The sequence below is a fragment of the Limnohabitans sp. Hippo3 genome, from assembly GCF_003063665.1.
Classification (GTDB): Bacteria; Pseudomonadota; Gammaproteobacteria; order Burkholderiales; family Burkholderiaceae_C; genus Limnohabitans_A.
This window is the reverse complement of sequence record NZ_NESF01000002.1, coordinates 23,935-37,249: the sequence shown is the minus strand read 5'-3', so window position 1 is coordinate 37,249 and position 13,315 is coordinate 23,935. Positions and strand designations below refer to the sequence as shown.

Here is a 13,315-nt window from a genome sequence, read left to right as displayed (position 1 = left end):
CGTGCCAATCCCTCGTCAGTCCCCGATCCGGGTGAAGCGGGGCTGGACTTTGCCATTGAACTCGGCCACTTCTGCAAACATGGCTGCGGGCCGCACCCACAGGCCTTGCTCGCCATAGAGCGCCTGGTACAGCGTCATGGGCTGCAGGTCTTCGCTGTGGCGCACGGTGCCCAGCACGCGGTACTGGCCGCCTTTGTAATGGCGGTACAGCCCTTTGGGCGTTTCGATCATCGGTGGCAGTGGTTCTGACATGTCTTTCCTGTGTTGTGTGTCTGATCCAGGGGCGGGGATGGGACAATGCAGCCCTATGCATCCAAAAGCCCTTTTAGACGCCTGCGCCGATCTGGTCAGGCTGATCCTCCAATTTGAACATCCTGCCGACGCTGTGGTGTCGCGCTATTTCCGTGAACACCGCTCGCTGGGCCCCCGTGAGCGTGCCACCCTGGCCGAAACCGCTTTTGCGGTGCTGCGCAAAAAGTTGCTGTTTGAACAACTGGCCCGCTCGGGCTCCGGCGCCAAAGAGCGCAAGCTGGCGATTTTGGGCTTTTTTGGCCCGCGCGATTTTCTGGCCTCTGCGCTCAACGACACCGAGAAAAAGTGGCTGGCCACTTGCGACGCCATCCCGGCCGACGCCTTGATGGCCCCGCACCGCCACAACCTGCCCGACTGGATGGCGCAAGCCCTGCAAGCCCAGCTGGGCGAGGATTTTTGGGACTTGGCCGAGCATTTGCAGCAACCTGGCACGCTGGACTTGCGCGTGAACATGCTGCAAGCCAAGCGCAGCGACATCCAGAAAGAGCTGGCGCAAGCGGGTATCGCCTCCGAGCCCACGCCTTACTCGCCTTGGGGCCTGCGCCTGCAAGGCAAACCCGCTTTGCAAAAGACCGACGCATTCACCCGGGGGGCGATCGAGGTGCAGGACGAAGGCTCGCAGCTGCTGGCCTTGCTGGTGGACGCCCACCGTGGCGAGATGGTGGTGGACTTTTGCGCGGGCGCGGGCGGCAAAACGCTGGCGCTGGGCGCGGCCATGCGCAGCACGGGCCGTTTGTACGCCTTTGACGTGTCGGGTCACCGCCTCGATGCCCTCAAACCCCGCATGGCCCGCAGCGGTCTGTCCAATGTGCACCCCGCGGCCATTGCGCACGAGCGCGATGAGCGCGTGAAACGCCTGGCGGGCAAGATTGACCGCGTGCTGGTCGATGCCCCGTGTTCGGGTCTGGGCACCTTGCGCCGCAATCCCGACTTGAAGTGGCGGCAAAAGCCCCAAGCTGTGCAAGAGCTGACTGAAAAGCAGCAAGCCATCCTGCAAAGTGCTTCCCGGATGGTCAAATCGGGCGGTCGCCTGGTGTATGCCACCTGCAGCGTGTTGCCCGAGGAAAACGAGTTGATTGCGCAAGCTTTCAGTGCCGCCAACCCGGACTTTGTCCCTTTGAATGTGGCTCAAGAGCTCGACAGGCTCAAAGTGCCCCACGCCGCCAGTCTGTGCTCACTGGCCCCATCGGGCGATACCCACCCCGATGCCCCGCCAGCCGGCACATTCCTGAGACTTTGGCCTCACCGCCATGCGACGGACGGATTTTTCGCCGCGGCTTGGGTCAGAAAGTGAATTTTCTGTTTCATTCTGTTTGAAAACGGTCGAAACAGCTGTCCTTTTGGGGCTGGAAAACTTAAAATCAACAAATTGCCTGAAATCAGGCGTCAGTAGAAAGACGAACTCATGTTGTTGCCTGATTGGGCTTTTCTCGATGCAATCATTCATTGGATGGGCCACGGCCTGTTCGATTTGGCTTGGTGGCAAATGGTGTTGATCACCTTGGGCCTGACCCACATCACCATCGCCAGCGTCACGATTTTCCTGCACCGCCACCAGGCGCACCGCGCCTTGGACCTGCACGCCATTCCCTCGCACTTTTTCCGTTTCTGGCTGTGGTTGACCACCGGCCAGGTGACCAAGGAGTGGGCGGCCATCCACCGCAAGCACCACGCCAAGTGCGAGCAGGCCGAAGACCCCCACAGCCCGCATGTGCATGGCATCAAGACCGTGTTGTTCACCGGGGCCGAGCTGTACCGCAAGGAATCCAAGAACAAGGAAACCCTGCAGCGCTACGGCCACGGCACGCCTGACGACTGGATCGAGCGCAATCTCTACACCCGCTTTTCCTGGCAAGGTGTGGCCCTGATGCTGATCATCGACGTGGCGCTGTTTGGCTTCATCGGTCTGACCGTCTGGGCCGTGCAAATGGCCTGGATCCCGATCACGGCCGCTGGCATCATCAACGGTGCAGCGCACTACTGGGGTTACCGCAACTTTGAGGCGCACGACGCCAGCACCAACATTTCGCCCTGGGGCATCCTGATCGGTGGCGAAGAGTTGCACAACAACCACCACACCTACCCCACCTCGGCCAAGCTGTCGGTCAAGCCCTACGAGTTCGACATCGGCTGGTTGTACATCCGCACCCTGGAAACGCTGGGTCTGGCCACCGTCAAGAAGACACCGCCCCGCTTGGCTTATGGTGACATCCGCCCTGTGGCCGACGAGAAGACGCTGGAAGCCCTGATCGCCAACCGCTACGAAGTGATGGCCGGTTACGCCCGTAACGTGAAAACCGTCATGCAGCAAGAAGCCAGCAAGATCAAACTGGATGCCCATGCCCTGAAGACGGCGCAACGCTGGTTGCACCGCGATGCGGCCAAAGTCCCTGTGTCTGCTCAAGCCCAGCTCAAACAAGCTCGCGCCGCGAGCCCTGTGCTCGACAAAATGGTGCAAATGCGTGAAGAGCTCAGCCAGATTTGGCTGAACACCTCGCACTCACGCGAGCAACTGGCCGCTGATTTGCAAGCCTGGTGTCGCCGCGCCGAAGAAAGCGGCATCGCCGCCTTGCGCGACTTCTCGGTCAAGTTGCGCGCCGTTCGCCAGGCGGCCTGATCTTTGCCAGCAGTCGTTCCAAACAGGGCCTTCGGGCCCTGTTTGCTTTTGGGGCACGGGGATGTGTTGGCGTGGGCAGAGGTGTCATACCCGCGCATGCGGGTATCCATGCCGGTCGAAGGCTCTTAGGGCCGGGTTGGTATGGCTATTGATGTGTCGTAGCTGGCAGTGCGTAGCTGAACAGAGTGCCACATTCGCCCATTTCAGGCATAAAAAAACCCGCTGCATGAACAGCGGGTTTTTTGTTGCAAGGCTCAGGCCGAATCACTTCAGCTTGATTTCCTTGTATTCCACGTGCTTGCGAGCTTTGGGGTCGAACTTCATGATCGACATTTTCTCGGGCATGGTTTTCTTGTTTTTGCTGGTCGTGTAGAAGTGACCAGTGCCAGCTGTGGATTCCAGCTTGATTTTTTCGCGTCCGCCTTTGGTTGCCATGGTAGATGACTCCTAATGTTCTGGGTTTAGGCTTGACCGCGTTCGCGCAGGTCAGCGAGAACGGCATCGATGCCATTTTTGTCGATCAGGCGCAGGGCGGCGCTGGAGACGCGCAGACGCACCCAACGGTTCTCGCTCTCGACCCAGAAACGACGGTATTGCAGGTTCGGCAGGAACCGGCGCTTGGTTTTGTTGTTGGCGTGGGAAACGTTGTTCCCGGTCATTGGGCCTTTGCCCGTTACGTCGCAAACGCGTGCCATGTGGACACTCCGATACTTTTCAAACAGCCGGTGCCGATGGGCCTCATGCAGATTTGCATGGGGCCTGGCGTTCCAGCCTCACCTCGCCAAGATGGGTGGCGGTATCCCAGATCGCTGGCTCCGTGATCCCGAATGACAACCCGGGCAGTTCCAGCAAAGCTTTGAATTATAGCTAGAAAGCGGGGGCTTTTTTGTTGAATGCCTTGAAGCCTGGGGAGTTTTGCCCCTGGTGGGTGGGCGCAGGGGGGGCTGCCGGGGTGATGTGGCAAAGCGAAGCGCCTCTGAACCCCGGAAGGCACCCCCCTGCGCCCATTTGCAATCCGTTGGCAGGAAAACTCAGGTCCGCAAGGCGTTAACCGTTGTGCTGTTCCAGAAAACGCTGCGCATCGAGCGCGGCCATGCAGCCCGTGCCTGCGCTGGTGATGGCCTGGCGGTAGACGTGGTCTTGCACGTCACCCGCAGCGAACACGCCCGGCACCGAGGTCTGGGTGGCAAAGCCTTTGAGGCCGCTTTGGGTCACGATGTAGCCGTTTTCGAGCTCCAGCTGGCCCTGGAAGATGTCGGTGTTGGGGGCGTGGCCAATGGCGATGAAGCAGCCCTTGAGTTCGACGTCGTGCAGGGAGCCATCTTTGGTGCTTTTCAGGCGAACGCCAGTCACTCCCGAAGCGTCGCCCAGCACTTCTTCCAGGGTCTGGAAGGTTTTGAGCTCGATCTTGCCAGCGGCGACCTTCTCCATGAGCTTGTCGACCAAGATGGGCTCGGCCTTGAACTTGTCGCGGCGGTGGATCAAATAGACCTTGCTGGCGATGTTGGACAGGTACAGGGCTTCTTCGACGGCGGTGTTGCCGCCACCCACGACGCAGCAGACCTGGTCGCGGTAGAAGAAGCCATCGCAGGTGGCGCAGCCGCTCACGCCGCGGCCCATGAAGGCAGTTTCAGAGGGCAGACCCAGGTATTTGGCCGATGCGCCCGTGGCGATGATCAGGCTGTCGCAGGTGTAGGTGCCGCTGTCACCGATCAGGGTGAAGGGGCGTTGCTCCAGCTTGACGGTGTGGATGTGGTCAAACACGATTTCGGTGTTGAAGCGCTCGGCATGCTCCTGAAAGCGTTGCATCAGGTCCGGGCCTTGCACGCCGTGCACGTCGGCGGGCCAGTTGTCCACTTCGGTGGTGGTCATGAGCTGGCCACCCTGGGCCATGCCGGTGATCAGCAGAGGTTTCAGGTTGGCGCGGGCGGCGTAGACGGCGGCGGTGTAGCCGGCAGGGCCGGAGCCCAGAATCAGGACTTGGGCGTGTTTGGCAGAGGCAGACATGGTGAGCGATCAGGTTGGGCGGACGGTTGAAAGGAAAGCCAGTGCAATGCACCGAATCGTCTGATTGTAAGAAACCGTCAAAGACAAAGCGCAAAGAGGTCTTGCGCCTGCGCTGTCCGCGGTCTGGATGGGGCCTGATCGGGTAAGCTTGAGGCTTAATTTATGACCTATTCCCTGCACACATTGACCAACCCGACGGCCCGGGACAAGGCGCTGGAGGCGCCTCAGACTTTCTGGGCCCGATTCGCCCAGGAAATCGTTTTGTTGATGGGCGGTGCCTTGTTGCTGCTGTGCCTGCTGGCTTTGATGAGTTACCACCCTGCCGATCCGGCTTGGTCTACCTCGGGCAGCGGCCAGGGGGTGCGCAATTGGGTGGGGCCTTTGGGCGCCTGGCTGGCCGATTTGGCTTATTTCGGTTTGGGGTATTCCGTCTGGTGGTGCCTGGCGGCCGCTGGCCGTGCCTGGTTGGTCGGCTTGGCCCGCTGGATGCGCGGTCCTTCCGACGAAGAGTCGTCAGGCCAAGTGGCGGCTGGCCCGCGCAGCCGTTGGATTTTCTGGCTCGGCCTGCTGGTGCTGCTGACCGCCAGCGCCAGCATGGAGTGGGCACGCTTGTACCGGCTGGAGGCCCATTTGCCCGGGCACAGTGGCGGCGTTCTGGGCTATCTGGTCGGCTCCGCCAGCGTGCGCTGGCTCGGTTTCACGGGCGCGGCCTTGATGGGCATCGCCTTGGTGGTGGCGGGTGTCGCCATGGTGTTCCGGTTTTCATGGGGGCAGTTGGCCGAATCGATCGGTGCCCGCATTGACGGTCTGATCCAGTCCCGCCATGTGAAGCGGGAAATTGAGGAGGATCTGGCCCTGGGCCAGAAGGCACTGCGCGAACGCGAGCAAACCACACCCTTGCAGGCCATTGAGCCGCAATGGGACCTGAACCCTCTGACGGCCGCACCCGAAGGTCAACTCGATCTGGAGCCCGTGCCATTGCCTGCGCCGCCCCCTGTCCCCAGGGTCATTGAGCCCACCGTGATGGAGGTGCCGCGCAGCGACCGGGTGGTCAAGGAGCGCCAGAAGCCCCTGTTCACCGAACTGCCCGACAGCAAGCTGCCGCAAGTGGATTTGCTCGACAGCTTGTCCGTGCGGCAAGAAACGGTGTCCCCTGAGACGCTGGAAATGACCAGCCGCCTGATCGAGAAAAAGCTCAAGGATTTTGGTGTCGAGGTGCGTGTGGTGGCCGCAGCCCCAGGCCCGGTGATCACGCGTTACGAAATCGAACCGGCCACGGGCGTCAAAGGCTCGCAGGTGGTGAATCTGGCCAAAGACCTGGCGCGCTCGCTCAGTCTGGTGTCCATCCGGGTGATCGAGACCATTCCCGGCAAGAATTTCATGGCGCTGGAGTTGCCCAACGCCAAGCGCCAGTCGATCAAGCTCAGCGAGATTTTGGGGTCACAGGTTTACAACGAGGCCAAGTCCCTGCTGACCATGGGCCTGGGCAAAGACATCATTGGCAACCCGGTGGTGGCTGATCTGGCCAAGATGCCGCACGTTTTGGTGGCCGGTACCACGGGTTCGGGCAAGTCGGTGGGTATCAACGCCATGATTTTGTCGCTGCTCTACAAAGCCGAAGCACGCGATGTGCGCCTGTTGATGATCGACCCCAAGATGCTGGAAATGTCGGTGTACGAAGGCATTCCGCACCTGCTGGCCCCGGTGGTCACCGATATGCGCCAGGCCGCTCACGGCCTGAACTGGTGTGTGGCCGAGATGGAAAAGCGCTACAAACTGATGAGCAAGATGGGTGTGCGCAACCTGGCCGGTTACAACCAGAAAATCGACGAAGCCACTGCCCGCGAAGAGTTCATCTACAACCCCTTCAGCCTCACACCCGATGACCCGGAGCCGCTCAAGCGCCTGCCGCACATCGTGGTGGTGATTGACGAGTTGGCCGACTTGATGATGGTGGTCGGCAAGAAGATTGAAGAGCTGATTGCACGCTTGGCCCAGAAGGCCCGTGCGGCCGGTATCCATTTGATCTTGGCCACCCAACGCCCCAGCGTCGACGTGATCACGGGCCTGATCAAGGCCAACATCCCGACCCGCATTGCCTTTCAGGTGTCGAGCAAGATCGACAGCCGCACCATCCTCGATCAGATGGGTGCCGAAGCCCTGCTGGGCATGGGCGATATGTTGTACATGCCCTCGGGCACGGGCTTCCCAATTCGCGTGCACGGTGCTTTTGTCAGCGACGAAGAAGTGCACCGCGTGGTGAGCTACCTCAAGAGCCAGGGCGAGCCCGACTACATCGAGGGCGTGCTCGAAGGTGGCACGGTGGACGACGATGGCGGCATGCTGGGCGAGGGCGACAGCGGCGAGAAAGACCCGATGTACGACCAGGCGGTGGAAGTGGTCTTGAAGAACCGCAAGGCCAGCATTTCGCTGGTGCAGCGCCACCTCAAGATTGGCTACAACCGCGCTGCCCGCTTGGTGGAAGACATGGAAAAAGCCGGTCTGGTCAGCGCCATGAGCGGCAGTGGTCAGCGTGAAATTTTGGTGCCCGCACGGGCCGAGTGAGTGCGATGACCCGCCTGTTTTTCACCCGTCGCATGGCGCTGGCTTTTCTGGGCAAGGGCTGGCTGGCTGTGGCGCTGTGGGTTTGGATCGCACCTCTACAGGCCAGCAGTTTGGACCTGCTGGCCCAGTTCATGAAGCAGGCCCGCAGCGGCCGCGCCGACTTCACCCAGGTGGTCACTTCGCCCAGCCGCGCGGGCCAGACCCCGCGAACCAAAACATCGAGTGGCCGTTTCGAGTTCCAGCGACCTGGCAAGTTCCGCTTTGACTACCGCAAGCCTTTTGTGCAAACCCTCGTGGCCGATGGGCAGACCTTGTGGCTGCACGATGTGGACCTGAACCAGGTCACGGCCCGCCAGCAATCACAGGCGCTGGGCTCAACCCCGGCCGCTTTGCTCACCGGGGCCTCGGATTTGCAGGCCCTGAAAAACGACTTTCAGTTCACGCCCGAGCCTGACCGTGACGGTCTGCAATGGGTGCGGGCCACGCCCCAATCGCCGGACGGGCAAATTCGCTCGGTGATGGTGGGTTTGCGTGCAGCGCCCTCCGGCCCCGAGCTGGCCGTGCTCGATGTGCAGGACAGCCTGGGTCAGCGCTCCTTGCTGACTTTCACGGCTTTTGAGCTCAACCCGGTTTTGCCCGTCAGCACTTTTGTGTTCAAGGCTCCGGCGGGCGTGGACGTCATTCGGCCTTGATGCCGTTCGAGTGCCGATGAAAGCCGCCAGTCTGTCGCCCCATGCCCCCTTGGCCGAGCGCTTGCGCCCGCGCCACTTGGGGGAGGTGATCGGCCAGCAGCATTTGTTGGGCGAGGGCATGGCCTTGCGTTTGGCGTTTGAGTCGGGTCAGCCGCACAGCTGCATTTTGTGGGGGCCGCCAGGGGTGGGCAAAACTACCATCGCCCGCTTGATGGCCGATGCGTTTGATGCGCAATTCTTGAGCATCAGCGCGGTGCTCGGCGGCGTTAAGGACATCCGCGAAGCGGTGGAAAAAGCCGAAGCCGCCCGCACAGGCTTGCACCCTCAGCGCACCATCATGTTTGTGGACGAGGTGCACCGCTTCAACAAAAGCCAGCAAGACGCGTTTTTGCCGCATGTGGAAAGCGGCCTGTTCACCTTCATCGGGGCCACCACCGAGAACCCTTCTTTCGAGGTGAATTCGGCCTTGTTGTCGCGGGCGGCGGTGTATGTGCTGCAGCCTCTGACCGAAGAAGATCTGCAAAGCATCGTGTTGCGGGCGCAGGCCATTCAAGCCATCCCCGCCATCGAGCCTGAGGCTCTGGCGCGCTTGCTGGCCTATGCCGATGGCGATGCCCGGCGTTTGCTCAACACCCTGGAAACCCTGGCCATGGCGGCCCAGCAGGAAAGCATCGACCCGGTGACCGACGCTTGGCTGATGCGTGTGCTGGGCGAGCGCATGCGCCGCTACGACAAAGGTGGCGAGCAGTTCTACGACACCATCAGCGCCCTGCACAAATCGGTGCGCGGCTCCGACCCCGATGCCGCCCTGTATTGGTTCGTGCGCATGCTCGACGGCGGTGCAGACCCGCGCTACATGGCGCGGCGTTTGATCCGCATGGCCAGCGAAGACATTGGCCTGGCCGACCCGCGTGCGCTGCGCATGGCGCTGGACGCCGCCGAGGCGTACGAGCGCTTGGGCAGCCCTGAGGGGGAGCTGACGCTGGCCCAGTGCGTGATTTACCTGGCCGTGGCCCCCAAATCGAATGCCGCTTACAAGGCCTTCAACGAGGCCAAGGCCTGGGTCAAAAAAGACGGCACCCGCCCGGTGCCCATGCATTTGCGCAATGCGCCCACCCAGCTCATGAAGCAGCTGGACTACGGCAAGGGCTACCGTTACGCCCATGATGAAGAGGACGGTTTCGCTGCGGGCGAGCGTTATTTGCCCGAAGGCATGCCCGAACCCGGTTTTTACAAACCCGTGCGCAGGGGCCTGGAAATCAAAATTGCCGACAAACTGGAAGAACTGCGAAAGAAAAATTCGGCCACAGGGTAATTCCGGACGGGAATGAATACTGAGGGGATACTTTCTTTCACTACAATCCCGCCACCCCCGCCAGATGCTGCGCAAATCTGGCGGGGTTTTTGCTAGTTGTCAGCCCTCACCCAAAAGGTGATTCTTGACATGAGAACAACAACCGACGCGAAGATCCGCTAAGCGCAGATCAACAACGGAGAAATACATGGACGTCTTCTTCCAGCAGGTCATCAACGGCCTGGTCATGGGCAGCATGTACGCCTTGGTGGCCTTGGGCTACACCATGGTGTACGGCATCATCAACCTGATCAACTTTGCACACGGTGAAGTGCTGATGGTGGGGGCTCTGACGAGCTGGTCCGCCATCGGCATGATGCGTGACGCCATGCCGGGTGCACCAGGATGGGTCATCCTGATCCTGGCCACGCTGATTGCGTGTGTGGTGGCCGTGGTCTTGAACTATTCGATTGAAAAAATCGCTTACCGGCCCTTGCGCAACAGCCCCAAACTGGCCCCCCTGATCACCGCGATTGGCATGAGCATCTTGCTGCAGACCCTAGCCATGATCATCTGGAAGCCCAATTACAAGGCTTACCCCACCTTGCTGTCCAGCACCCCCATCAACATGGGTGGCGTGGTCATCACGCCCACCCAAATCATGATTTTGGGCGTCACGGCCGTGTCGCTGGCCATCCTGATGTGGCTGGTCAATTACACACGTCTGGGCCGCGCCATGCGGGCCACAGCTGAGAACCCGCGTGTGGCGGGTCTCATGGGCGTCAAGCCCGACATGGTGATTTCGGCCACCTTCGTGATCGGTGCCATTTTGGCGGCCATTGCGGGTGTGATGTACGCCTCCAACTACGGCACGGTGCAACACGCCATGGGCTTCTTGCCAGGCCTGAAGGCCTTCACCGCGGCGGTGTTTGGCGGCATTGGCAACTTGTCGGGCGCGGTCATTGGCGGCATTTTGCTGGGCCTGATCGAAGCCATTGGCTCGGGCTACATCGGCCACCTCACGGGCGGTATTTTGGGCAGCCATTACACCGACATCTTTGCGTTCATTGTCTTGATCGTCGTGTTGACCTTGCGTCCCTCGGGCCTCATGGGTGAACGTGTGGCCGATCGCGCTTGATGGAGCCGAACATGAAAAACAACAAGACACTTCAATACATCCTGATCGGTGCAGCGCTCATCGCCTTGCCCCTGATCCTGCAGATGTTCGGCAACGCCTGGGTGCGCATCGCCGACATGGCCTTGCTCTACATTTTGTTGGCCATTGGCCTGAACATCGTGGTGGGCTATGCGGGTCTGCTGGACCTGGGTTACGTGGCCTTCTTCGCTGTGGGGGCCTATATGTACGGTCTGCTGTCCTCGCCGCACCTGACCAACACCTTTGCCTGGATCGCTGCGGCGTATCCGACCGGCATGCACATGCCCATCTGGCTGATCGTGCCGGTGGGTGCGGCGCTGGCCGGTTTGTTCGGCATGTTGCTGGGTGCGCCCACACTCAAGCTGCGCGGTGACTATTTGGCCATCGTGACTTTGGGCTTTGGCGAAATCATCCGCGTGTTCATGAACAACCTGGACCACCCGGTCAACATCACCAACGGCCCCAAGGGCCTGGACCAGATCGATCCGATTTCGATTTTTGGGCTGAACCTGGGCAAGAAACTGATGATTGGCGATTTTGAAATCGCTTCGGTCTCGCTGTATTACTACCTGTTCCTCAGCTTGGTGCTGGTCACGATTTTGATCTCGCACCGACTGGAAATTTCCCGCATTGGCCGCGCCTGGATGGCGATCCGCGAAGACGAAATTGCAGCCAAAGCCATGGGCCTGAACACCCGCAACCTCAAGCTGCTGGCCTTTGGCATGGGCGCTACCTTCGGCGGCGTTTCGGGTGCGATGTTTGCCGGCTTCCAGGGCTTCATCTCGCCCGAGTCCTTCAGCCTGATGGAGTCGGTGATGATCGTGGCCATGGTGGTGCTGGGTGGCCTCGGCTATTTGCCGGGCGTGATTCTGGGCGCCATCTTGTTGTCGGCTTTGCCCGAAGTGTTGCGCTACGTGGCGGGTCCCTTGCAAGAGATGACCGGGGGCCGACTGGACTCGGCCATTTTGCGCCAGCTGCTGGTGGCGCTGGCCATGATCGTGATCATGTTGATGCGTCCCCGTGGGCTGTGGCCTTCGCCTGAGCATGGCAAATCGCTCAAGACGAAATGAAGGAGCAGAACATGAACCCAACAGCCAACCAAGACACCGTACTCAACGTCTCGGGCATTTCCAAGCGATTTGGCGGTCTGCAAGCCCTCACCGACGTGGGCATGACCATTCAACGCGGTCAGGTCTATGGCCTGATCGGCCCCAACGGCGCAGGCAAGACCACGTTCTTCAACGTGATCACGGGCCTGTACACCCCCGACAGCGGCACTTTTGAGCTGGCCGGCAAGCCCTACCAGCCCACAGCCGTGCACGAAGTGGCCAAGGCGGGCATTGCCCGCACCTTCCAGAACATCCGTTTGTTCGCCGAAATGACGGCGCTCGAAAACGTGATGGTGGGCCGCCATGTGCGCACCCACTCGGGTTTGCTGGGTGCGATTTTCCGCACTGCCGGTTTCAAGGCCGAAGAAGCCGCGATTGCAAAGCGTGCGCAAGAGTTGCTCGATTACGTGGGCATTGGCAAATACGCCGACTACAAGGCCCGCACACTGTCGTACGGCGACCAGCGTCGACTGGAAATCGCCCGTGCTTTGGCCACCGACCCGCAATTGATCGCGCTGGATGAGCCCGCTGCCGGCATGAACGCGACCGAGAAGGTGCAGTTGCGCGAGCTGATCGACCAGATCCGCAAGGACAACCGCACCATCTTGCTGATCGAGCACGATGTGAAGCTGGTCATGGGCTTGTGTGACCGGGTCACGGTGCTGGACTACGGCAAACAGATTGCCGAGGGCACGCCTGCTGAAGTGCAGAAAAACGAAAAAGTGATTGAAGCCTATCTGGGCACAGGAGGGCACTGAGATGGCCAATGTTCTTTTGAAAGTCAAAGACCTGCAGGTCGGCTACGGCGGCATTCAGGCCGTGAAGGGTGTGAGCCTGGAGGTGCGCGAGGGCGAACTGGTGTCGCTCATCGGCTCCAACGGCGCGGGCAAAACCACCACCATGAAAGCCATCACCGGCACCTTGCCTCTGCAGGCCGGTGACATCGAGTACCTGGGCAAAAGCATCCAGGGCCAGGGCCCTTGGGACCTGGTCAAGCAAGGCCTGGCCATGGTGCCGGAAGGCCGCGGCGTGTTCACCCGCATGACCATCACCGAAAACCTGCAAATGGGCGCGTACATCCGCTCGGACGCTGCAGGCATTGCCGACGACATCGAGAAGATGTTCACCATCTTCCCGCGTCTGCGTGAACGCAAGGACCAGCTGGCGGGCACCATGTCCGGCGGCGAGCAGCAAATGCTGGCCATGGGCCGTGCTTTGATGAGCCGCCCCAAGGTCTTGCTGCTCGACGAGCCGTCCATGGGCTTGTCGCCCATCATGGTCGACAAGATCTTTGAGGTGGTGCGCGATGTGTACGCCCAGGGCGTCACGGTGCTGCTGGTGGAACAAAACGCCAGCCGCGCCTTGGCCATTGCCGACCGCGGCTATGTGATGGACTCTGGTCTCATCACCATGACCGGCGTGGGCAAGGACATGCTGGAAGACCCCAAAGTGCGTGCAGCCTATTTGGGTGAGTGATCGCAGTCTGGATACCGGATCAAGTCCGGTATGACAACGCTCTGTTGTCACCCCGGACTTGATCCGCGGGGTCCATCTTCTTGCCTC

General features: G+C 60.7%; 13 protein-coding genes. 9 read left to right on the top strand and 4 right to left on the bottom strand.

What is annotated here, in order from left to right; all coding sequences use genetic code 11:
• Nucleotides 1–15 precede the first annotated feature (15 nt).
• The gene (locus tag B9Z34_RS04580) at nt 16–252 is read right to left on the bottom strand and encodes a DUF1653 domain-containing protein (RefSeq protein WP_108426940.1); all 237 of its coding nucleotides are present in this window, start codon (nt 250–252) and stop codon (nt 16–18) included.
• 55 nt (nt 253–307) lie between these two features.
• Here B9Z34_RS04580 and B9Z34_RS04575 point away from each other — a divergent pair, with 55 nt between their 5' ends.
• Both B9Z34_RS04575 and B9Z34_RS04570 read left to right on the top strand, forming a co-directional pair.
• A complete protein-coding gene (locus tag B9Z34_RS04575) occupies nt 308–1,606 on the top strand; it encodes an RsmB/NOP family class I SAM-dependent RNA methyltransferase (protein WP_108426939.1) in 1,299 nt (432 codons plus the stop codon).
• Between the two features lie 111 nt (nt 1,607–1,717).
• Nucleotides 1,718–2,929: a fatty acid desaturase gene (locus tag B9Z34_RS04570; protein WP_108426938.1), complete on the top strand. Its 1,212-nt coding sequence runs from the start codon at nt 1,718–1,720 to the stop codon at nt 2,927–2,929.
• 264 nt (nt 2,930–3,193) lie between these two features.
• Here the strand turns inward: B9Z34_RS04570 and rpmG are convergent, their stop codons facing one another.
• From rpmG to trxB, 3 genes are all read right to left on the bottom strand, one after another.
• Nucleotides 3,194–3,364: a 50S ribosomal protein L33 gene (rpmG, locus tag B9Z34_RS04565; protein WP_006298735.1), complete on the bottom strand. Its 171-nt coding sequence runs from the start codon at nt 3,362–3,364 to the stop codon at nt 3,194–3,196.
• A 26-nt stretch (nt 3,365–3,390) separates the two neighbouring features.
• Nucleotides 3,391–3,624: a 50S ribosomal protein L28 gene (rpmB, locus tag B9Z34_RS04560; RefSeq protein ID WP_108426937.1), complete on the bottom strand. Its 234-nt coding sequence runs from the start codon at nt 3,622–3,624 to the stop codon at nt 3,391–3,393.
• A gap of 352 nt (nt 3,625–3,976) precedes the next feature.
• Nucleotides 3,977–4,936 carry a thioredoxin-disulfide reductase gene (trxB, locus tag B9Z34_RS04555; protein WP_108426936.1) on the bottom strand — a complete coding sequence of 320 codons (960 nt, stop codon included), beginning with the start codon at nt 4,934–4,936 and terminating at the stop codon, nt 3,977–3,979.
• Nucleotides 4,937–5,098: 162 nt separating this feature from the next.
• On the opposite strand from trxB, the gene B9Z34_RS14785 reads away from it, so the two are divergent.
• From B9Z34_RS14785 to B9Z34_RS04520, 7 genes are all read left to right on the top strand, one after another.
• Nucleotides 5,099–7,501 (top strand): DNA translocase FtsK, encoded by a 2,403-nt coding sequence (locus B9Z34_RS14785; RefSeq protein WP_108426935.1) that lies wholly within the window; start codon nt 5,099–5,101, stop codon nt 7,499–7,501.
• A gap of 5 nt (nt 7,502–7,506) precedes the next feature.
• Complete coding sequence (lolA, locus tag B9Z34_RS04545) at nt 7,507–8,193, top strand: outer membrane lipoprotein chaperone LolA (RefSeq protein WP_233249410.1); 687 nt, start codon at nt 7,507–7,509, stop codon at nt 8,191–8,193.
• A 16-nt stretch (nt 8,194–8,209) separates the two neighbouring features.
• The gene (locus B9Z34_RS04540; protein WP_108426934.1) at nt 8,210–9,508 is read left to right on the top strand and encodes a replication-associated recombination protein A; all 1,299 of its coding nucleotides are present in this window, start codon (nt 8,210–8,212) and stop codon (nt 9,506–9,508) included.
• A 187-nt stretch (nt 9,509–9,695) separates the two neighbouring features.
• Complete coding sequence (locus B9Z34_RS04535; protein WP_108426933.1) at nt 9,696–10,625, top strand: branched-chain amino acid ABC transporter permease; 930 nt, start codon at nt 9,696–9,698, stop codon at nt 10,623–10,625.
• A gap of 11 nt (nt 10,626–10,636) precedes the next feature.
• A complete protein-coding gene (locus tag B9Z34_RS04530) occupies nt 10,637–11,713 on the top strand; it encodes a branched-chain amino acid ABC transporter permease (RefSeq protein WP_108426932.1) in 1,077 nt (358 codons plus the stop codon).
• Between the two features lie 11 nt (nt 11,714–11,724).
• The gene (locus B9Z34_RS04525; RefSeq protein ID WP_233249409.1) at nt 11,725–12,510 is read left to right on the top strand and encodes an ABC transporter ATP-binding protein; all 786 of its coding nucleotides are present in this window, start codon (nt 11,725–11,727) and stop codon (nt 12,508–12,510) included.
• A 1-nt stretch (nt 12,511) separates the two neighbouring features.
• Nucleotides 12,512–13,228, top strand: a complete 717-nt coding sequence (locus B9Z34_RS04520) for an ABC transporter ATP-binding protein (protein WP_108331346.1) — start codon at nt 12,512–12,514, stop codon at nt 13,226–13,228.
• Nucleotides 13,229–13,315: the final 87 nt, after the last annotated feature.

Coding starts and splice junctions, on each gene's coding strand:
- B9Z34_RS04575 (WP_108426939.1), top strand. CDS start 308: ATGCATCCAAAAGCCCTTTTAGACGCCTGCGCCGATCTGGTCAGGCTG.
- B9Z34_RS04525 (WP_233249409.1), top strand. CDS start 11,725: ATGAACCCAACAGCCAACCAAGACACCGTACTCAACGTCTCGGGCATT.
- B9Z34_RS04535 (WP_108426933.1), top strand. CDS start 9,696: ATGGACGTCTTCTTCCAGCAGGTCATCAACGGCCTGGTCATGGGCAGC.
- B9Z34_RS04540 (WP_108426934.1), top strand. CDS start 8,210: ATGAAAGCCGCCAGTCTGTCGCCCCATGCCCCCTTGGCCGAGCGCTTG.
- B9Z34_RS04520 (WP_108331346.1), top strand. CDS start 12,512: ATGGCCAATGTTCTTTTGAAAGTCAAAGACCTGCAGGTCGGCTACGGC.
- B9Z34_RS04580 (WP_108426940.1), bottom strand. CDS start 252: ATGTCAGAACCACTGCCACCGATGATCGAAACGCCCAAAGGGCTGTAC.
- B9Z34_RS04570 (WP_108426938.1), top strand. CDS start 1,718: ATGTTGTTGCCTGATTGGGCTTTTCTCGATGCAATCATTCATTGGATG.
- lolA (WP_233249410.1), top strand. CDS start 7,507: ATGACCCGCCTGTTTTTCACCCGTCGCATGGCGCTGGCTTTTCTGGGC.
- B9Z34_RS14785 (WP_108426935.1), top strand. CDS start 5,099: ATGACCTATTCCCTGCACACATTGACCAACCCGACGGCCCGGGACAAG.
- trxB (WP_108426936.1), bottom strand. CDS start 4,936: ATGTCTGCCTCTGCCAAACACGCCCAAGTCCTGATTCTGGGCTCCGGC.
- B9Z34_RS04530 (WP_108426932.1), top strand. CDS start 10,637: ATGAAAAACAACAAGACACTTCAATACATCCTGATCGGTGCAGCGCTC.
- rpmG (WP_006298735.1), bottom strand. CDS start 3,364: ATGGCAACCAAAGGCGGACGCGAAAAAATCAAGCTGGAATCCACAGCT.
- rpmB (WP_108426937.1), bottom strand. CDS start 3,624: ATGGCACGCGTTTGCGACGTAACGGGCAAAGGCCCAATGACCGGGAAC.